15 protein-coding genes and 2 pseudogenes are annotated in these 17,735 nt (G+C 62.4%); 3 read left to right on the forward strand and 14 right to left on the reverse strand.

Annotated features, from left to right (window positions below):
• Positions 1-82: 82 nt before the first annotated feature.
• The 5 genes from GN234_RS22185 to leuS all read right to left on the reverse strand — a co-directional run bounded on the left by GN234_RS22185 (position 83) and on the right by leuS (position 6,298).
• A complete protein-coding gene (locus tag GN234_RS22185; protein WP_116833527.1) occupies positions 83-1,405 on the reverse strand; it encodes a lytic murein transglycosylase in 1,323 nt (440 codons plus the stop codon).
• Between the two features lie 72 nt (positions 1,406-1,477).
• On the reverse strand, positions 1,478-1,642 hold the full coding sequence (arfA, locus tag GN234_RS22190; protein WP_176689082.1) for an alternative ribosome rescue factor ArfA: 165 nt from the start codon (positions 1,640-1,642) through the stop codon (positions 1,478-1,480).
• Between the two features lie 276 nt (positions 1,643-1,918).
• Positions 1,919-2,956 carry a DNA polymerase III subunit delta gene (holA, locus tag GN234_RS22195; RefSeq protein ID WP_109756281.1) on the reverse strand — a complete coding sequence of 346 codons (1,038 nt, stop codon included), beginning with the start codon at positions 2,954-2,956 and terminating at the stop codon, positions 1,919-1,921.
• A gap of 39 nt (positions 2,957-2,995) precedes the next feature.
• Entirely contained in the window at positions 2,996-3,601 is a 606-nt protein-coding gene (locus GN234_RS22200) for an LPS-assembly lipoprotein LptE (RefSeq protein ID WP_109756280.1), read from the reverse strand.
• A 90-nt stretch (positions 3,602-3,691) separates the two neighbouring features.
• Positions 3,692-6,298 carry a leucine--tRNA ligase gene (leuS, locus tag GN234_RS22205; RefSeq protein WP_176689083.1) on the reverse strand — a complete coding sequence of 869 codons (2,607 nt, stop codon included), beginning with the start codon at positions 6,296-6,298 and terminating at the stop codon, positions 3,692-3,694.
• A gap of 303 nt (positions 6,299-6,601) precedes the next feature.
• Here leuS and GN234_RS22210 point away from each other — a divergent pair, with 303 nt between their 5' ends.
• On the forward strand, positions 6,602-6,922 hold the full coding sequence (locus GN234_RS22210; RefSeq protein ID WP_109756279.1) for a hypothetical protein: 321 nt from the start codon (positions 6,602-6,604) through the stop codon (positions 6,920-6,922).
• Positions 6,923-7,025: 103 nt separating this feature from the next.
• Complete coding sequence (locus GN234_RS22215) at positions 7,026-7,787, forward strand: YdcF family protein (protein ID WP_109756278.1); 762 nt, start codon at positions 7,026-7,028, stop codon at positions 7,785-7,787.
• 149 nt (positions 7,788-7,936) lie between these two features.
• Here the strand turns inward: GN234_RS22215 and lnt are convergent.
• The 5 genes and pseudogenes from lnt to miaB all read right to left on the reverse strand — a co-directional run bounded on the left by lnt (position 7,937) and on the right by miaB (position 13,365).
• Positions 7,937-9,461: pseudogene (lnt, locus tag GN234_RS22220) on the reverse strand (apolipoprotein N-acyltransferase).
• Positions 9,462-9,488: 27 nt separating this feature from the next.
• Positions 9,489-10,328, reverse strand: a complete 840-nt coding sequence (locus GN234_RS22225; RefSeq protein ID WP_003205870.1) for an HlyC/CorC family transporter — start codon at positions 10,326-10,328, stop codon at positions 9,489-9,491.
• A 40-nt stretch (positions 10,329-10,368) separates the two neighbouring features.
• Positions 10,369-10,827: an rRNA maturation RNase YbeY gene (ybeY, locus tag GN234_RS22230; RefSeq protein ID WP_109756276.1), complete on the reverse strand. Its 459-nt coding sequence runs from the start codon at positions 10,825-10,827 to the stop codon at positions 10,369-10,371.
• Positions 10,820-11,830 carry a PhoH family protein gene (locus tag GN234_RS22235; RefSeq protein WP_109756275.1) on the reverse strand — a complete coding sequence of 337 codons (1,011 nt, stop codon included), beginning with the start codon at positions 11,828-11,830 and terminating at the stop codon, positions 10,820-10,822. The genes ybeY and GN234_RS22235 overlap by 8 nt, the downstream gene beginning before the upstream one ends.
• A 206-nt stretch (positions 11,831-12,036) precedes the next feature.
• On the reverse strand, positions 12,037-13,365 hold the full coding sequence (gene miaB / locus GN234_RS22240; RefSeq protein WP_162893869.1) for a tRNA (N6-isopentenyl adenosine(37)-C2)-methylthiotransferase MiaB: 1,329 nt from the start codon (positions 13,363-13,365) through the stop codon (positions 12,037-12,039).
• 133 nt (positions 13,366-13,498) lie between these two features.
• On the opposite strand from miaB, the pseudogene GN234_RS22245 reads away from it, so the two are divergent.
• Positions 13,499-13,829 (forward strand): annotated as a pseudogene (locus GN234_RS22245) (DUF1820 family protein).
• 155 nt (positions 13,830-13,984) lie between these two features.
• Here GN234_RS22245 and GN234_RS22250 read toward each other — a convergent pair.
• The 4 genes from GN234_RS22250 to GN234_RS22265 form a co-directional block, all read right to left on the reverse strand.
• Positions 13,985-14,539 (reverse strand): tetratricopeptide repeat protein, encoded by a 555-nt coding sequence (locus tag GN234_RS22250; protein WP_053188388.1) that lies wholly within the window; start codon positions 14,537-14,539, stop codon positions 13,985-13,987.
• Positions 14,540-14,757: 218 nt separating this feature from the next.
• A complete protein-coding gene (hemL, locus tag GN234_RS22255; protein WP_116833526.1) occupies positions 14,758-16,041 on the reverse strand; it encodes a glutamate-1-semialdehyde 2,1-aminomutase in 1,284 nt (427 codons plus the stop codon).
• A 28-nt stretch (positions 16,042-16,069) separates the two neighbouring features.
• On the reverse strand, positions 16,070-16,696 hold the full coding sequence (gene thiE, locus GN234_RS22260) for a thiamine phosphate synthase (RefSeq protein WP_176689084.1): 627 nt from the start codon (positions 16,694-16,696) through the stop codon (positions 16,070-16,072).
• Between the two features lie 17 nt (positions 16,697-16,713).
• Positions 16,714-17,511, reverse strand: coding sequence for a hydroxymethylpyrimidine/phosphomethylpyrimidine kinase (locus GN234_RS22265; protein ID WP_109756271.1), 798 nt, complete (start codon positions 17,509-17,511; stop codon positions 16,714-16,716).
• Positions 17,512-17,735: the final 224 nt, after the last annotated feature.

The raw sequence follows: 17,735 nt of genomic DNA on the forward strand, positions 1-17,735 counted from the left end.
GAGCAGACTCGCTCCCACAGGTTGATCGGAATACCTGTGGGAGCGAGCCTGCTCGCGATGGCGGTAGTGGCCATAAGCTGATTCAGCGGCTACGCAACGCCTCCAGCAACTGGTGCGTCGGATACCCATCCGCCGGCCAGCCGAACGACTGCTGGGCGCTGCGGATGGCTTTGCGGGTGTTGGCGCCGATGATGCCGTCGGGGTTGCCCGCGTCGTAGTTGTGCTTGCCCAGCAGGGTCTGCAGTTCGATGCGTTCGCTGCGGCTCAGGGGCAGATCTTCTTTTGGCCACTGGCCGTAGACCAACCCTGCACCGCTGAAGCGCTGTGACAACAAGCCAACCGCCAGGGCGTAGGAGGATGAGTTGTTGTACTTGAGAATGGCGCGGAAGTTATCGAAGATCAGGAACGCCGGGCCGCGATGGCCGGCTGGCAACAGCAGGGCCGCCGATAGCTGTGCTTGATCGGGGGCTGTCGGCAGGCCGCCATATTCTGAAACGCCCAGCCGCATCCATTCGGAAACGGGCTTGCGGATCGTGCCATCGGCCAGCGTGTAGTCGAAGCCTTCACTGAGCGAGACCTCGAAGCCCCACGGCTGGCCGCGTTGCCAGCCGGAGCTTTGCAGGTAATGGGCGGTCGAGGCCAGGGCATCGGTGGAGCTGCCCCAGATGTCGCGGCGACCGTCGCCGTCGAAATCCACCGCATGGGTGTTGTACGTGGTGGGAATGAACTGGGTCTGGCCCATGGCGCCGGCCCACGACCCGAGCATTTTTTCCGGTGTGATGTCGCCTTGTTGCAGGATCTGCAGGGCCGCGATCAGTTGCGCATGGGCAAAGCCCGGGCGTCGTCCTTCGTAGGCGAGGGTCGCCAGGGAATTGATCACCGACTTGGTGCCTTGGAACTGACCAAAGTTGCTCTCCATACCCCACACCGCCACCAGCGCCTCGCGATCGACGCCATAACGCTGCTCGATGCTTTGCAGGACCTGGGCGTTCTGTTGAATCAGGCTCTTGCCCTTGTTGACTCGCAGTGGCGACAACGCGCCATCGAGGTATTCCCACACCGGGCGGGTGAACTCCGGCTGGCTGCGATCGGCCTTGATCACGCTCATGTCCGGGCTGACGCCGATAAATGCACGGTCGAACAGATCGCCACGGATCCCGGCGGCCAGTGCCTCCTTGCGAAACCCGGCCTGCCATTCGGCGAAGGTCTGGGTGGGCGCAATGGTCAGCTCGTCACCGGTCGGCACCACGGGTGGCACGATGGCCGGAGCGGTCACGGCAGGGGCGGTCTGGAGTGGTTGGGCGTCGGCGGCAGTGGGTTTTTCGGCGCAGGCGACAAGCAGGACAACGCTTGCGGCAACAATCATTTGGCGCAATGGCCAACGATGGGAAAGACAGAAGGGCATGCACGGGTCCAGAAATACAAATCAGGTGCTGACCTTAACATGCGAAAGGGGCGTAGGGCTTGTCCGGTTGTTTCAAGCTGCCAGAAAGCAAGAAGCCTCCCAGTTGTCAGACTGGAAGGCTTCACGGCGGTAGCTGCCCTTGCCCTTGGTGGGTCGTTCCTGGCGGCTGCGGAACAGGGGTTGGGCGACGATGGACTTGGCCTTGTTGGGGCCATGCCTGGATGGCTTTTTGCTCATGATGGGATCTCTCGTGGGGTGGTTTTTGCGGGGCAAATCATGGGACAGAGTTGGGAGGTTGTCCAGTCCCTGGGTTGTGCAAGCAGTGTCATCAGACGGACACGCAACTTGTGGTGGAAGATGACCTGTGGCGAGGGGATTTATCCCCGCTGGGGCGCGAAGCGCCCCCATTACAAACTGCCTGACACTCCACGGCGCCTAGTTTTGGGGTTGCTTCGCAACCCAGCGGGGATAAATCCCCTCGCCACAGGTATGCAGTGTGCTTCTGCCGAGTGACTACTCAGCGGGCAAAGGCAGTCGCTGCCCAGCCATCAACAGCGACAACCGACTGAGGCTCATCCATGGCGAGCCAGCGGCCTGGCCCTTGATCTGCGCATCGATACGCTGGGCCTCGAGTAGCAATTGCGCCCAGCGCGGTGCGGAGTAGCGTTGCAGGGCCTTGCTCATCAGCGGTTTGCGTTTGTCCCAGACGGGCGGGCGGGCCTGGCTGAAGGCTTTGTCCAGCGGTACACCCTGGCTGTATTGCAGGGACAGGTTGGCCAGCAGGCGCAACTCCCGGGCCAGGGCCCAGAGGATCACCGGCGGCTCGACGCCTTCGCCCCGTAGACCTTCGAGCATGCGCAGGGCATGGGCGGCTTCGCCGTTGAGGATCGCATCGGTCAGCCCGAAGACATCGAAGCGCGCGCTGTCGGCCACGGCAGCCTGCACCGTTTCCACGGTGATCTGCCCACCTTCGGCCATTAGTTTGAGCTTTTCGATTTCCTGGGCGGCGGCCAGCAGGTTGCCTTCGACCCGGGCGGCGATCAGCTCCACCGCGTCCTGGCTGGCCGAGAGGCCGGCCTGGGACAGGCGCTGGCGGATCCAGCTGGGCAACTGGCTGACATCCACCGGCCAGATCTGCACGAACTGGGTTTGCGGCCCTTCGACCAGGGCCTTGCCCCATTTGGTCTTCTGCGCGCTACCGTCGAGTTTCGGCAAGCTGATCAGCAGCACCGTGTCTTCGGCGGGGCGCGAGCAGTATTCGATCAGCGCGGCGGCACCCTTGTCACCGGGTTTGCCGGAGGGCAGACGCAGTTCCAGCAGGCGTTTTTCGGCGAACAACGACATGCTCGCCCCGGCTTGCAGCAGCGTGCCCCAGTCGAAACTGGCGTCGGCGGCGAATACCTGGCGTTCATCGAAACCTTGCTGGCGTGCCGCAGAACGGATGGCGTCGGCGGCTTCCTGGCACAGCAGTGGGTCATCGCCACTGATGATGTAGACCGGCGCGAGGGCGCCTTGCAGGTGTTTGCCGAGTTGAGCGGGAGCGAGCTTCATAAGAGCGGGCGAGCGGGGCGCCGGAGCGCCCCGCAAGGCTTATTCAGCCGGGATCTGCATTGGCGACTGTTGCGGGGTTTCCGCTTCAGCCTTGCGTGCCGCTTCCAGCGCATCGGCTTCGGCCTTGGCGCGAGCATCGGCAGTCTGTTGCAGTTGCTCCAACTGGGCCGGGCTCAGTTGTTGCAGACGCAGCATCATGCGCTGTATGAGTTCACGGCGCATTTCGCCGCGCACTTCGATGGACTCCTGGTCGGAACCGGTGATGTTGTTGCCGTCGTGCAGGTAGACCTTCTGCACTTGCAGTTTGTCGTCCATCAGCACCAGGTCGTTATGGCCGCGAATCTCATAGCTCAGCACGTTGTTCAGTTCGTACTCGGCCGAACGACCAGCGCCGGCATAGCTCAGGCTGCGCTGGCTTTGCTGTTCGCGAGTCAATACGAGCTTGTACGGGGCGCCGCTGTAGACTTTCACGCCGCTGCTTTCCAGGTTGTCGCGCAGCATTTTAACGGTGTCGCCATAGGCGTCCCGTGCGCTGAGGTCCAGTTCCTTGATCGCCAGCTCGGTGGTGCCGGTGCCGCGCAGTTGGAAGCCGCAGGCGCTCAACAGGACCGCCAGGCCCACTACCAGCAGATTACGTTTGATCATCTTGTTGCTCCCCTTGAACCCTATGGGGGTCGACCATGCGACCCCGCAGGTTGTATTCGGCGCCAGGCTCAAGCCTTGCGCCCGATCCAATTAGCTTGCGACGATGTTGACCAGCTTGCCGGGCACGACGATCACTTTGCGGATCGTCAGGCCATCGACAAAGCGCAGTACGTTGTCATTGGCCCGCGCAGCGGCTCCGACTTCTTCACGCGTGGCGGCGGCCGGCATTTCGATCTGGCCGCGCAGCTTGCCGTTGACCTGGATGACCAGGGTCAAGCTGTCCTGCACCAGCGCGGTTTCGTCCACCACCGGCCAGCTGGCGTCGATCACCGGGTCGGCGTGACCCAGGCGATTCCACAGCTCGTGGCTGATGTGCGGTGTGATTGGCGCCAGCAGCAAGGTCACGGCTTCCAGGCCTTCGTGAACCAGTGCGCGATCCTGCTCGGTGCCTTGCGCGGCTTTTTCCAGCACGTTCATCAGCGTCATCACCTGGGCGATGGCGGTGTTGAATTTGTGGTTCTGGCCGACGTCATGGCTGGCCTGCTTGATGGCCAGGTGGATCGAGCGACGAATGGCTTTCTGTTCGTCGTTCAGGCGGCTGATGTCCAGTTTGCCCGGCAGGCCCTGGGTGACGTGGGCTTGCGCCAGGCGCCAGACACGCTTGAGGAAGCGGTGCGAGCCCTCGACGCCCGAGTCGGACCACTCTGCGCTCATGTCAGGTGGCGAGGCGAACATCATGAACAGGCGGCAGGTGTCGGCGCCGAACTGGTCGATCATCGATTGCGGGTCAACGCCGTTGTTCTTCGACTTGGCCATCTTCTCGGTGCCGCCGATTTCCACCGGCAGGCCGTCGGCGATCAGCTTGGCACTGATCACCTTGGCTTTGCTGTCGCGTTCGAGTTCGACGTCGCTCGGGTTGAACCAGGTGTAGGCGCCGTTGGCTTCGCGACGATAGTAAGTCTCGGCGATCACCATGCCCTGGGTCAGCAGGTTCTTGAACGGTTCGTTGGAACTCACCAGGCCTTCGTCACGCATCAGCTTGTGGAAGAAGCGCGCGTAGAGCAGGTGGAGAATGGCGTGTTCGATACCGCCGATATATTGATCCACCGGCAACCAGTGGTCAGCCGCGGATTTCTCCACCAGGCCACCTTCATAGTGCGGTGAGGCGTAGCGGGCGTAGTACCACGAGGACTCGACGAAGGTGTCCATGGTGTCGGTTTCACGCTTGGCCGGTGCGCCGCATTTCGGGCAGCTGCATTCATAGAACTCAGGCATGCGTGCCAGGGGCGAACCGGCGCCGTCGGGTACGACGTCTTCCGGCAGGACCACGGGCAGTTGGTCTTCCGGCACCGGTACGTCACCGCAGGTGTCGCAATGCACGATCGGGATCGGGCAGCCCCAGTAACGCTGGCGGCTGATGCCCCAGTCCCGCAGGCGGAACTGGGTGCGCGAGGCGCCGAGGTTTTTCTTGATCAGGGCCACTTCGATGGCATCGAACGCGCCGGGGAAATCCAGGCCGTCGAATTCGCCGGAGTTGATCAGCTCGCCGTGTTCGCCGTAGGCGTCCTGCCAAGGAGCCGGGGTCTGGTCACCGGCGCTGGTGCGCACGACGGCTTTGACCGGCAGGTTGTACTTGTGGGCGAATTCGAAATCGCGCTCGTCGTGGGCCGGCACGGCCATGACCGCACCGTCGCCATAGTGCATCAGCACGTAGTTGGCGACCCATACCGGCAGTTTCTCGCCGGTGAGCGGATGCTCGACGAACAGCGAGGTTGGCAGGCCTTTCTTTTCCTGGGTGGCGACGTCGGCTTCGGCAACGCTACCGCCCTTGCATTCGGCGATGAACGCTTGCAGCTCGGGGTTGTTGCGGGCGGCCAGGGTCGCCAGCGGGTGCTCGGCGGCCACGGCCACATAGGTGGCCCCCATCAGCGTGTCCGGACGGGTGGTGAAGACTTTCAGGGCGCCGGCTTCGCCAATGGAGGCGACGTCGTAGGGGAACTGCACTTCCATGCCCCGGGACTTGCCGATCCAGTTGCGCTGCATGGTCTTGACCTGTTCAGGCCAACCAGTCAGTTCGTCGAGGCTCTCCAGGAGTTCATCCGCATAGGCGGTGATCTTGAAGTAGTACATAGGGATTTCGCGCTTTTCGATCAGCGCGCCGGAACGCCAGCCGCGACCGTCGATCACCTGCTCGTTGGCCAGTACGGTCTGGTCCACCGGGTCCCAGTTCACGGTGCCGTTCTTGCGGTAGATCACGCCTTTTTCGAACAGGCGGGTGAACAGCCATTGTTCCCAGCGGTAGTACTCGGGCTTGCAGGTGGTGACCTCGCGGGACCAGTCCACCGCCAGGCCCAGGCTGCGCAGCTGGGTCTTCATGTAGGCGATGTTTTCGTAGGTCCACTTGGCGGGGGCCACGTTGTTCTTCATCGCGGCGTTTTCCGCCGGCATGCCGAAGGCGTCCCAACCCATGGGTTGCAGGACGTTCTTGCCTTGCATGCGCTGGTAGCGGGAGATCACGTCGCCGATGGTGTAGTTGCGCACGTGCCCCATGTGTAGCTTGCCGCTGGGGTAAGGGAACATCGACAGGCAGTAGTAAGTCTCCTTGCCTGGCTGTTCACTGACTTCAAAGGACTTTTGCTCGTCCCAGAACGACTGGGCGGCGGCTTCGATTTCACGGGGCTGGTAGTGTTCGTGCATGGCTACTTTTGTACTGAATGGGGTGGCCCAATCCTCTTCGTTGCCATGCTGGACGCAGACGACGCCGAATGCGGCGTTTTCGATGTCCAGCCAAGCTGGAAGTGGAGTTACAGGAAGCGCCGTAGCATACATGACCGCGCTCTGCCGAGGGAAACCCTGATTGCTGCTCAACCGTTGCCAAACCATTGTCAATCATCGGCGATGACCGGTGTTCAGGGCCGTTGGTCGCGGCGCCCTGCCGGTTTGCCCAGCGAAGCTAAGCTTCTCAATGGGGAGTGAGTCTTATCTTCAATGAGGTGAGGGATGGTTGAATCACAACGAAAAGTCGCTACACCTGAGTTGTATGAAAAACTGATCGATCGTCTCGGGGTTGCCCTGGACGCTGCAAGAACCGCCGGTCGCTTGCGTGATGAACGCCCGGCAGAGCTGGAACTGCGTGGCTTGAGCCCCGCAGAGTTCGAACTGGTCAAGGCTTACCTCGAACAGGCCGGACATCAAGCTCCCACCAGTGGGGCCCAGGTACTCAAGCGTCTCGATGCGCCCCGTTCGGCCAAGGTTGTATGGCTCAAGGACCGGACGCCTGACAAGGATGCTGTAAAGGTCCGGTCGCTGCAGTTCAAGTAAAGCCGGATTCACGCGTGTCGCTCTTTTTGATTCAAGGTTTTTTCGAATCTGTTGTCGCTTTGCGTCAACCCACCTAGGCTTCGGGCATCTATGGAGATGCCCGATGCCGTTTCGCTATTTCATCAAACAACTTTTATTGCCGCCCGGCATTCTTTTGCTGTTGTTGGCGCTTGCCTGGTGGTGGCGCAACTCTCGGCCGCGTCTGGCCCGTCTGTGCTTTTTCGTTGGGTTGGGTGGTTTCTGGCTGATGAGCCTGCCCGTGGTGGTGCAATGGAGCGCCAGGGCGCTGGAGCGCGAACCGCCGCTGTTGCTCAGTGATTGGGCGACCCTGGCCCAACGTGCCGACGCCATTGTGGTGCTCGGTTCGGGCCGTGAACGCGGTGACCTGGCCTGGGGCGCCGACCAACCCACCGGCGTCGGCTTGGAGCGCCAGCGTTATGCCGCGCGACTGGCCAAGGCTTCAGGCTTGCCGGTGCTGACATCCGGTGGCTTGCACTATGGCACCCCGCCCAGCGAGGCTCGGCTGATGGCGGACTCGATGCTGGAGGATTTCGGCGTCAACGTGCGCTGGCAGGAGGGGCGTAGCCGTACGACCTGGGAAAACGCCCGGATGAGCGCCGAAATCCTGCTGCCGCAAGGCATCAAGCGGGTCGTGGTGGTCACCCAGGCTTGGCACATGCCACGGGCGGTCTGGAGTTTCCAGCGGTCGGGGTTTGACGTGGTGCCGGCGCCGGTGGGGTTCCTGGGACAGGACAATGCCCGGCCATTGGGCGGCTGGATGCCGGAGTTCAAGGCGATCTGGCAATCCGGGCAGTTGATGAATGAGGCGGTGGGGCTGGTGGGGTATTGGTTGTTCTATCGCTGAAACACCGCGCGGAGTGAAGTGATCGCTGTTGTGGCGAGGGAGCTTGCTCCCGCTGGACTGCGAAGCAGGCCCTGTTTTTGGGGCCGCTGCGCGCCCCAGCGGGAGCAAGCTCCCTCGCCACAGGGTTTTTCATTCACATGGGGAACGAGTCAAACCGTTTTGGCCATCCGTCCCGCCATCAACGCCCAGCCCAGCAACAACACACACAAAATGATCAATGGCCACGAACGCCATTGCAGGTACGGCGTCAGGTCCTGCATCGGCACCACTTCGCCATACAGGATGCCGCGTTCGAATTGCGGGATCTGTGCGGTGATCTGACCGAAAGGGTTGATCAGGCCGGTCACGCCGTTGTTGGTGGCGCGGATCATCCAGCGGCCGGCTTCCCAAGGCGCGCATCTGCGCCATTTGCAGGTGCTGCAACGGGCCGATCGAGGTGCCGAACCAGGTGTCGTTGCTGATGGTCAGCAGCAAGTCGCTGCGCGCCGAGAGGCTGGCGGCAAATTCCGGGTAGACCACCTCATAGCAAATGAACGGTGCGATCTGGTAACCCTTGGCCTGCAGCAATGGCTGGTCGGCCGGGCCCCGGGCGAAGTCCGACATGGGCAGGTCGAAGAACGCGATCAGGCCGCGCAGGATGTCCTGTAGCGGTACGTACTCGCCGAACGGCACGAGTTTCTGTTTCAGGTAGGTGCCGTCGCCTTCGCCGGTCACGGTGATGCCATTGAAGTAACGCTTCTCGTGGTGGACCAGTTGGCGAATCGGCACGCCGGTGATCAACGCCGAATGCCGCTCGGCGGCGAAGTTGCCCATCATGTCCAGGTAGCCCTGGGCGGACTCCTTGAGCACCGGTACTGCGGTTTCCGGCCAGATCAGCAGGTCGACGCGCTTGGAGGCGAAGCTCATGTCGCGGTACAGCGCCAGTTGCGCGTTGAGCTGCTCGGGGTCCCACTTCATGCTTTGTTCGATGTTGCCCTGGATCGCCGCGACGCTCAGCGGATCGCCCGAAGGGCTGGTCCAGGCATGCCCCTTGAGAGCCATGCCGACTACCCACGGGCCGATCAGCAGCATCACGCCGGCCGCAATAAAACCTTTGCGCCCGCTGCGGATCAACCGGGGCGCGTTGTACAGCAGCGCGGCGGTCAAGGCCAGGGTGAAGGAGATCAACCACATCCCGCCCAGCGGCGCGAGGCCGGACAGCGGGCCGTCGAGTTGGCTGTAGCCGGAATAGAGCCACGGGAACCCGGTGAGGAACCAGCCACGGAAGGCTTCCTGGCCCAACCACAGCGCGGCGAACGCCAGGGCATCGGCCAGCGGCGCCTCGTTGCGCCGCAGCCAGCGCGCCCAGAGCCAGGCGGGCAGGGCGAAGAACCAGGCGATGGCGGCGATGAACAGCAGCATCAGCAACCCGGCGAGCAGCACCGAGGCGCCGCCGAAGTTATGGATGCTGACGTAGATCCAACTGGTGCCGGCGCCGAACAGACCAAAGCCGAAACACCAGCCCCGGCCCAGGGCCTGGCGTGGCGACAACTCGCGCAGCCCGGCATAGAACAAGCCGACCGCCAGCAATGCCAGCGGCCAGATATTGAACGGCGCCAGGGCCAGGGTGGTGATCGCACCGGCCGCCATGGCCAGCAGGTTACCGGGCCAGCCGGGGCGGGTTATCCAGCGCATTTTTGTCCTTAGCGGGTCTCGCAGGGGTTATCGGCCAATGGGGGACAGGCGCAGCAGGTGAATCCGACGGCTGTCGGCATTCAGGATGCGGAAGCGCCAGGAACCGATTTCCGTGGTTTCGTTGCGCTTGGGCAGATGCCCGAAAGCACTCATCACCAGGCCGCCGACGGTGTCGAACTCATCGTCGGAGAATTGGCTGTCGAAGAATTCGTTGAAGTTCTCGATCGGCGTCAGGGCCTTGATCAGGAAGTCACCGCTGGGCAGAGGCTTGATGTAGCTGTCTTCCTCGACGTCATGCTCGTCTTCGATGTCGCCGACGATCTGCTCGAGCACGTCCTCGATGGTGACCAGGCCGGCCACGCCGCCGTATTCGTCGATGACGATGGCCATGTGGTTGTGATTGGCGCGGAATTCACGCAGCAGCACGTTCAGGCGCTTGGACTCGGGCACGAAGGTGGCCGGGCGCAACAGGTCCTTGATGTTGAAGCTGTCGCCGTTTTCCTGAAGGATCAGCGGCAGCAGGTCCTTGGCCAGCAGCACGCCCATGACATCGTCATGGCTTTCGCCGACGACCGGGTAGCGTGAGTGAGCGGAGTCGACCACGGCGGGCAAAAATTCACGCGGGGTCTGGGTCGCCTTGATGCTGACCATCTGCGAGCGCGGGACCATGATGTCGCGTACTTGCAGGTCAGCGACCTGGATGGCGCCTTCGACGATGGCCAGCGCTTCGCTGTCCAGCAGTTTGTTCTGGTGTGCATCGCGCAGCAGCTCCAGTAGCTCCTGGCGGTTTTTCGGCTCATGGGCAAAAGCCTGGGTGAGCTTGCCCAGCCATGACTTCTGCCCGTTGCTCGATCGATCTTCGCTCATAGCGATTACTCTGAATCCTTTGTCGTTACAGGTTGATGTATCAGTGTTCGTCGCCGGCGTAAGGGTCGGGATGACCCAGCTCTGCAAGCAACGTTCGTTCCAGTGCTTCCATTTCTTCGGCTTCGGCATCTTCTATATGGTCGTAACCCAGTAGATGCAAGCAGCCGTGAATCACCAGATGGGCCCAGTGGGCCTCAGGGGTCTTGTCTTGTTCCGTCGCTTCACGCTCCACCACCGGGACGCAGATCACCAGGTCGCCCAGCAACGGGATGTCGAGCAGTTCGTCGGGGACGTCGGCCGGGAACGACAACACGTTGGTGGCGTAGTCTTTCTGCCGCCAGGTGTGGTTCAGTTCGCGGCCTTCGGGCTCGTCCACCAGGCGGATCGTCAGCTCCGAGTCGGCGCTGCGTTGGCGCAGGGCCAGTTCGCACCATTGGCGGAACTGGGCTTCGCTGGGGGCGGCGTGTTCGCAGGCCACTTGCAGGTCGAGTTCAAGCATCTTGGCGATTGCCCTTGTCTGCGGGCGCTGACTCGTCCTGGCGATGCTCGAAGCGCTCGTAGGCTTCGACAATGCGCTGCACCAACGGATGGCGCACGACGTCCTTGGGCATGAAGTGCGTGAAGCTGATGCCCGGCACATCCTTGAGGACCTGGATCACATGGTTCAGCCCGGACTTGGTGCCACGGGGCAGGTCGACCTGGGTGATGTCCCCGGTGATGACGGCGGTGGAGCCGAAGCCGATCCGGGTCAGGAACATTTTCATCTGTTCGACCGTGGTGTTCTGGCTTTCGTCGAGGATGATGAAGCTATTGTTCAGGGTCCGGCCACGCATGTAGGCCAGCGGCGCGACCTCGATGACCTGGCGCTCGATCAGCTTGGCCACGTATTCGAAGCCGAGCATTTCATAAAGCGCGTCATAGAGCGGGCGCAGGTATGGGTCGATCTTCTGGGCCAGGTCGCCGGGCAGGAAGCCGAGTTTCTCACCCGCTTCGACCGCCGGTCGCACCAGCAGGATGCGTCGTACCTGTTCCCGCTCCAGCGCATCGACGGCGCAGGCCACGGCCAGGTAGGTCTTGCCGGTACCGGCCGGGCCGATGCCGAAGTTGATATCGTTGCCGAGGATTTCCTTCACGTAGCGCTGCTGATTCAAGCCGCGAGGGCGAATCATGCCTTTTTTCGTGCGCAGGGCCACGGCAGGTTCCGACGGGGCGTGGTTGTCGAGTTCTTCGACAGCCGACTCCTGCAGGAACAGGTGGACGGTGTCCGGCGACAGCTCGCTCCCCTTGGTTTCCCGGTAGAGACGGCGCAGCAGGTTTTCCGCGGAGGTGGTGTGCTTGGGTTCGCCGATCAGTTCGAACTGGTTGCCGCGATTGCGGATCTCGATGGCCAGGCGCTGTTCGATCAAGCGCAGATGCTCGTCGAATTGCCCGCACAGATTGGCGAAGCGGCGAGCCTCAAAGGGCTCGAGAATAAAGCGATGTGGTTCGATGGGTGCGTTCAAGGTCGTTTTTAGCCGCCCAGGGGCAATTAAGGTGAAATCAAGGATAACGCCAGTAGGCTGGGTGCGAAAGCTCTTAATAAACCGAGCAAGCTTGTGGGAGCAAGGCTTGCCCGCGATGAATGCAACTGGGTCCCTCAAGAATTGAGGCGCCTGTATCGCGGGCAAGCCTTGCTCCCACAAGTTCTGCTTTCACAGGGGATCGGGGGTTACTGGACCAGCGAACCGCGCAGCGAGTGCGGTTGCGCGGCGTCGATGTGCACGTCGGCGAACTGGCCGATCAGGGCCGGGGTGTCGCAGCGGAAGTTGACGATGCGGTTGTTCTCGGTCCGGCCTTGCAACTCGCCCGGATCTTTTTTCGAGTAATCGGTCACCAGGATCCGCTGGATGGAACCGACCATTTGTCGGCTGATCTCGAAACCTTGCTGGTTGAGGCGGTGTTGCAAGGCGTTGAGCCGTTCCTTTTTCACTTCTTCGGGGGTTTCGTCGGCGAGATCGGCGGCCGGGGTGCCAGGGCGCTGGCTGTAGACGAAGGAGTAGGAAAAGTCGAAGCCCACGTCTTCGATCAGCTTCATGGTCTGCTGGAAGTCTTTCTCGGTTTCGCCAGGGAAGCCGACGATAAAGTCCGAACTGATGCAGATCCCCGGCACCGCCGCACGCAACTTGCGCAGTTTGGATTTGTACTCCAGGGCCGTATGGTTGCGTTTCATGGCGGCGAGGATCCGGTCGGAACCCGATTGCACCGGCAAGTGCAGGTGCTTGACCAGCTCGGGAACGTCGGCGTGGGCCTGGATCAGGCTGTCGGAGAACTCCAGCGGGTGCGAGGTGGTGTAACGGATGCGGTCGATGCCGTCCACCGCCGCTACGACGCGGATCAGCTCGGCGAGGTCCGCCAGGCGGCCGTCATGGGTCAGGCCGCGATAGCCGTTGACGTTCTGCCCCAGCAGCGTGACTTCGCGCACGCCGTTTTCCGCCAGGTGGATGATCTCGGCGATCACGTCGTCGAACGGTCGGCTGACTTCTTCGCCACGGGTGTAGGGCACCACGCAGAACGTGCAGTACTTGCTGCAACCTTCCATCACCGACACATAGGCGCTTGGGCCGTCGATGCGCGGTTCGGGCAGGTGGTCGAATTTTTCGATCTCCGGGAACGAGACGTCCACTTGCGGCAGCTTGGTGCTGCGCGCGGCGTCGATCATCTCCGGCAGGCGGTGCAGGGTCTGCGGGCCGAAGACCACGTCCACGTATGGTGCGCGATCACGGATGGCGGCGCCTTCCTGGCTGGCCACGCAACCGCCCACGGCGATGACCATTTCCGGGTTGGCCAGCTTCAGCTCGCGCCAGCGGCCGAGCTGGGAGTACACCCGGTCCTGGGCGCGTTCGCGGATCGAGCAGGTGTTGAGCAGGATCACGTCCGCATCTTCAGCGCGGGCGGTGACTTCCAGGGCCTGGTGTTCACCCAGCAGGTCGACCATGCGCGAGCTGTCGTACTCGTTCATCTGGCAACCGTGGGTTTCGATGTAAAGCTTCTTGGCCATGGACGGGATCATCACGTGATTCAAAGAACCGCGCATTATAGGGAACAAGTCCCCCGGTTCCTACCGCTGTGCGAGCAGTGGCTATGCTATAGTTCGCGCCCTCATTTTTACCCGCCGATGTGTTTCGCCAGCCATGACCAAACGTGAAGCTCCAATCTACAAGGTGATTTTCCTCAACCAGGGCCAGGTGTTCGAAATGTACGCCAAGCAGATCTATCAAAGTGATCTGTGGGGCTTCCTGGAAGTGGAAGAGTTCGTCTTTGGCGAGCGCACGCAAGTGGTCGTCGATCCGAGCGAAGAAAAGCTCAAGGCGCAGTTCGAAGGCGTGGTGCGCAGCTTCGTGCCGATGCATTCGATCGTGCGCATCGACGAAGTCGAACGCCTGGGCACCCCCGAAAATCAGCGAAGCCCGCGGCGCGGTCGGCAATGTGATGCCGTTTCCGATGCCGATGCCTGAGAAATAAACCTGTCGATAAGTTGAGCGCAGCCCTTTGTGGCGAGGGAGCTTGCTCCCGCTGGGCTGCGTAGCGGCCCTAAGATTTCTGGGAGCGCTTCGCACTCCAGCGGGAGCAAGCTCCCCTCGCCACAATAAGCTCCCAGCCACAAGGCTGCGGTGGATTCAGGGCAGCGGGGAGAAAGGTGTACGCCCATCGGCGTTCTGCAATTCCATCAGGTATTTGCGAAAGATCTGCCCCAGCACCTGGGTCGCCACTTCCAGCTCGTCGCGGGGCATTTGCTCGGCGACTTCGTCGGCGGTGTCCAAGGCCTCTTCGGCGCCGTTGACCGCCGCCATCTTCAGGACAATGTAGGCCTGGACGTTGTTGGCCGGTACGCCTTCGCCATGAAAGAACATGCCGCCGAGCTTGAATTGCGCCTGGGCATGGCCTTGGAGGGAGGCTTTTTCGAAGTAGTTGAGGGCCTGCTTGAGATCGCGCGGTGCAGCCTTGCCTTCGTAGTAGAACTCGCCCAACTCGTATTGCGCTTGTGCATCACCTGCATCCGCCGCTTTTTGACAGGCGTCGAGTGCCGGTGCGAGATCTTGTGGCTGGGTGTTGAGCGTGCAACGGCCCAGCGCCGGGATCAACAACGAGTTGCCGCCTGCCTGTGCATTCGCCAGCAGGGGCTGAAGGAGCAACAGGCAGCCCAAGGCAAGGGTGCGGCCGGTGCGGTTCATGGGAATCGACTTACCTCTGAGGGGCGCGCGGACCCTCCGGGGGATCCAATAAGCGCGCATTATGAAATAAGCAGGGCCATCCTTACAAAGTCTTTACTCGTTTTTCTGCTGCGCGGGAATGCTAATAGCTGCTTCGGGCATAAATACGTAGGAAAAGAGCGGGGGAGTTGTCGGCAATCACTGACGCCAGCTTCAGCCAGCGTCAGTTATCCACAGTCTTACTTCAGCGCAGCGAAGGCTCGCTCGGCCGCATCGAGGGTGATCTTCAGCTCGGTCTCGCCGTGGGCGATGGAGGTGAAGCCGGCTTCAAATGCGCTCGGGGCCAGGTACACGCCACCCTCGAGCATCAGGTGGAAGAAGCGCTTGAACCGGTTGGCGTCGCTGGCCATCACGTCTTCGAAGGTGACGATGTCATCGGCGCCACTGAAGTACAGGCCGAACATGCCGCCGGCCTGGGTGGTCACGAACGGGATGCCCGCTGCGTCGGCACGAACCTGCAAACCGTCGAGCAGGCGGGTGGTGTAGTCGGTCAGTTCGGCGTGGAAGCCCGGGCGGCTGATCAGGCGCAGGGTGGTCAGGCCGGCGGCCATGGCCAATGGGTTGCCCGACAGCGTGCCGGCCTGGTAGACCGGGCCCAGCGGTGCGATGCATTCCATGATCTTGCGCTTGCCGCCGAAGCAGCCCACCGGCATGCCGCCGCCGATGATCTTGCCGAAGGTGCTCAGGTCCGGCGTGACGCCGTAATGGGCCTGGGCGCCGCCGAGGGCCACGCGGAAACCGGTCATCACTTCGTCGAAAATCAACACCACGCCATGCTGGTCGCACAGGCTGCGCAGGCCTTCGAGGAAACCCGGCGCCGGCGGTACGCAGTTCATGTTGCCCGCCACCGGCTCGACGATGATGCACGCCACTTCCTGGCCAACTTCGCCGAGCATCTTCTCGACTTCCTCGAGGTCGTTGAACGGCAGGGTCAGGGTGTGTTTGGCGAACGCCGCCGGTACGCCGGCCGAGCTCGGCACGCCCTGGGTCAGCGCGCCGGAGCCAGCCTTGACCAGCAGGCTGTCGGAGTGGCCGTGGTAGCAGCCTTCGAACTTGATAATGCTGTCGCGACCGGTGAAACCACGGGCCAGACGGATCGCGCTCATGGTCGCCTCGGTGCCGGAGCTGACCATGCGCACCATTTCCATCGACGGCACGATCGAGCAGACCAGGTCGGCCATCTCGGTTTCCATCGCGGTCGGGGCGCCGTAGGACAGGCCGTGTACCAGTTGCTTGCGTACCGCATCCAGCACGTCCGGATGGCTGTGGCCGAGAATCATCGGGCCCCAGGAACCGACATAATCCACATAGCGCTTGTCGTCTTCGTCGGTCACGTACGCGCCTTCGGCGTGCTTGAAGAACAGCGGGGTGCCACCCACGCTCTTGAACGCACGAACGGGCGAGTTCACGCCGCCGGGGATGTGTTTCTGGGCATTGGCAAACAGGGTTTCGGAACGGGACATGGTTGGGCTCTCGAAAACGGAAAATAGACTATTTGTTCTGCAGCAGCTCGTTTAAGGCGCGGGCGCGGCGCGTCACTTCAGCACTGCTGTCGGCACCGAACAGGCCGTGGACCACCGCCAGCAGGTCGACCCCGTGGGCCACCAGCGGGGCGGCATTCTCCAGGGTGATGCCGCCGATGGCGCAAACCGGAATATGCAGTTTGATGCGCGCCTGTTCGAGCAGTTCAAGGTCTGCGCTGGGGGCGCCGGGCTTGGTATTGGAATTGAAGAAGCGCCCGAACGCGACATAGCTGGCGCCTTCGCGGGCGGCCTGTTCGGCCAGTGCCAGGCTGGCGTGGCAGGTGGCGCCGACGATCGCCTTGTGTCCGAGCAGTGCCCGCACTGGCGCCAACGGGCCATCGGTCTGGCCCAGGTGCACGCCGACGCCCAGGCGCGCGGCCAGTTCAGCGTCATCGTTGATGATCAATTGGGTCTTGTAGCGCTCGCACAGGTTACGCAGTGCCTCGGCTTCCCGCAGGCGTCGGGCCTCGTCGCTGCTTTTGTCGCGGTATTGCAGCAGGGTCACGCCACCTTCCAACGCCGCTTCTACATAAGCGAGGAACTTGCCAGCCAGCAATTGGCTATCGGTGATGGCGTAAAGGCCACGTAATTTCATTCCACAGGCCTCCAGTGTTACGAGCAGAAATCCAGCGGCAGGCGACGCGGTACGAACTGGCCTTTGCCCAGTCGTTCGGCATCGCGCAAGGTGCGCCAGGTGTAGTCCAGCGCAGTCTTGACGGCGCTGGCGAGCTGTTCGCCCTGGGCTAGCCGACCGGCGAGGGCGCTGGCCAGGGTGCAGCCGGAACCGTGGTAACTGCCGGGCAAGCGCTGGCAGGTAAAGGTTTCGCGGCGGCCATCGCGGCTGTACAGGCGATTATGGACTTCATGTTCGTCGCCGTGACCACCGGTGATCAACAGGTGTTTGACGAAGGGCAGCAGTTTTTCCGCGCACTCGTCGGCGCTGCCTTCGGGCAGTTCGGCGAGAATGCGCGCTTCCGGCAGGTTGGGGGTGGCGATGACGGCCAGGGGCAGCAGGCGTTCGCGCATGGCGTAGCCGACCTCATCCTTGCCCAGGCGTCCGCCACCGCCGGCACGCAGCACCGGGTCGCAGACCATGGGCAGATGCGGGTGCGCCTGGAGCAGTTCGACCACCGTGTCGACCATCTCCAGCGAGCCGAGCATGCCCAGCTTGACTGCCGCGACCTGCGAGTCGTTGAGCACGGCATTGGCTTGTGCCAGCACCCACGCTCGATCGAGCACCCGGAAATCACTGACGTTGACCGTGTCTTGCACGGTCAACGCGGTAACGGCGGGGGCGGCATGACAACCCTGGGCGAGCAGGGCTTCGATATCTGCCTGCAAACCGGCGCCGCCACTAGGGTCGTGGCCGGAGAGACAGAGGACAACGGGGCGGGAGCTGTAGATATTCATGGTGCGCGAGCTTACCACCAAACCTGTTTTATCGGTGGTCGGACGCTGAGGGTTTTGTACTGAGTGACTTGCTGGTGAGTGCTTTTGTGGCGAGGGAGCTTGCTCCCGCTGGAGTGCGCAACGCTCCCAGGATTTATGGGGCCGCTGCGCAGCCCAGCGGGAGCAAGCTCCCTCGCCACAGGAAATCGCTCACCACTGTTCTGCGCCCGGTCAACTAACCAATC

The organism is Pseudomonas bijieensis (assembly GCF_013347965.1).
GTDB classification, from domain to species: Bacteria; Pseudomonadota; Gammaproteobacteria; order Pseudomonadales; family Pseudomonadaceae; genus Aquipseudomonas; species Aquipseudomonas bijieensis.

What these genes read in the sequence shown, in the direction of transcription:
- thiE (WP_176689084.1), bottom strand. Translation starts at nt 16,696, where the DNA reads ATGAAATTACGTGGCCTTTACGCCATCACCGATAGCCAATTGCTGGCT.
- holA (WP_109756281.1), bottom strand. Translation starts at nt 2,956, where the DNA reads ATGAAGCTCGCTCCCGCTCAACTCGGCAAACACCTGCAAGGCGCCCTC.
- GN234_RS22210 (WP_109756279.1), top strand. Translation starts at nt 6,602, where the DNA reads ATGGTTGAATCACAACGAAAAGTCGCTACACCTGAGTTGTATGAAAAA.
- GN234_RS22250 (WP_053188388.1), bottom strand. Translation starts at nt 14,539, where the DNA reads ATGAACCGCACCGGCCGCACCCTTGCCTTGGGCTGCCTGTTGCTCCTT.
- GN234_RS22225 (WP_003205870.1), bottom strand. Translation starts at nt 10,328, where the DNA reads ATGAGCGAAGATCGATCGAGCAACGGGCAGAAGTCATGGCTGGGCAAG.
- GN234_RS22265 (WP_109756271.1), bottom strand. Translation starts at nt 17,511, where the DNA reads ATGAATATCTACAGCTCCCGCCCCGTTGTCCTCTGTCTCTCCGGCCAC.
- hemL (WP_116833526.1), bottom strand. Translation starts at nt 16,041, where the DNA reads ATGTCCCGTTCCGAAACCCTGTTTGCCAATGCCCAGAAACACATCCCC.
- GN234_RS22200 (WP_109756280.1), bottom strand. Translation starts at nt 3,601, where the DNA reads ATGATCAAACGTAATCTGCTGGTAGTGGGCCTGGCGGTCCTGTTGAGC.
- miaB (WP_162893869.1), bottom strand. Translation starts at nt 13,365, where the DNA reads ATGGCCAAGAAGCTTTACATCGAAACCCACGGTTGCCAGATGAACGAG.
- leuS (WP_176689083.1), bottom strand. Translation starts at nt 6,298, where the DNA reads ATGCACGAACACTACCAGCCCCGTGAAATCGAAGCCGCCGCCCAGTCG.
- GN234_RS22185 (WP_116833527.1), bottom strand. Translation starts at nt 1,405, where the DNA reads ATGCCCTTCTGTCTTTCCCATCGTTGGCCATTGCGCCAAATGATTGTT.
- arfA (WP_176689082.1), bottom strand. Translation starts at nt 1,642, where the DNA reads ATGAGCAAAAAGCCATCCAGGCATGGCCCCAACAAGGCCAAGTCCATC.
- ybeY (WP_109756276.1), bottom strand. Translation starts at nt 10,827, where the DNA reads ATGCTTGAACTCGACCTGCAAGTGGCCTGCGAACACGCCGCCCCCAGC.
- GN234_RS22215 (WP_109756278.1), top strand. Translation starts at nt 7,026, where the DNA reads ATGCCGTTTCGCTATTTCATCAAACAACTTTTATTGCCGCCCGGCATT.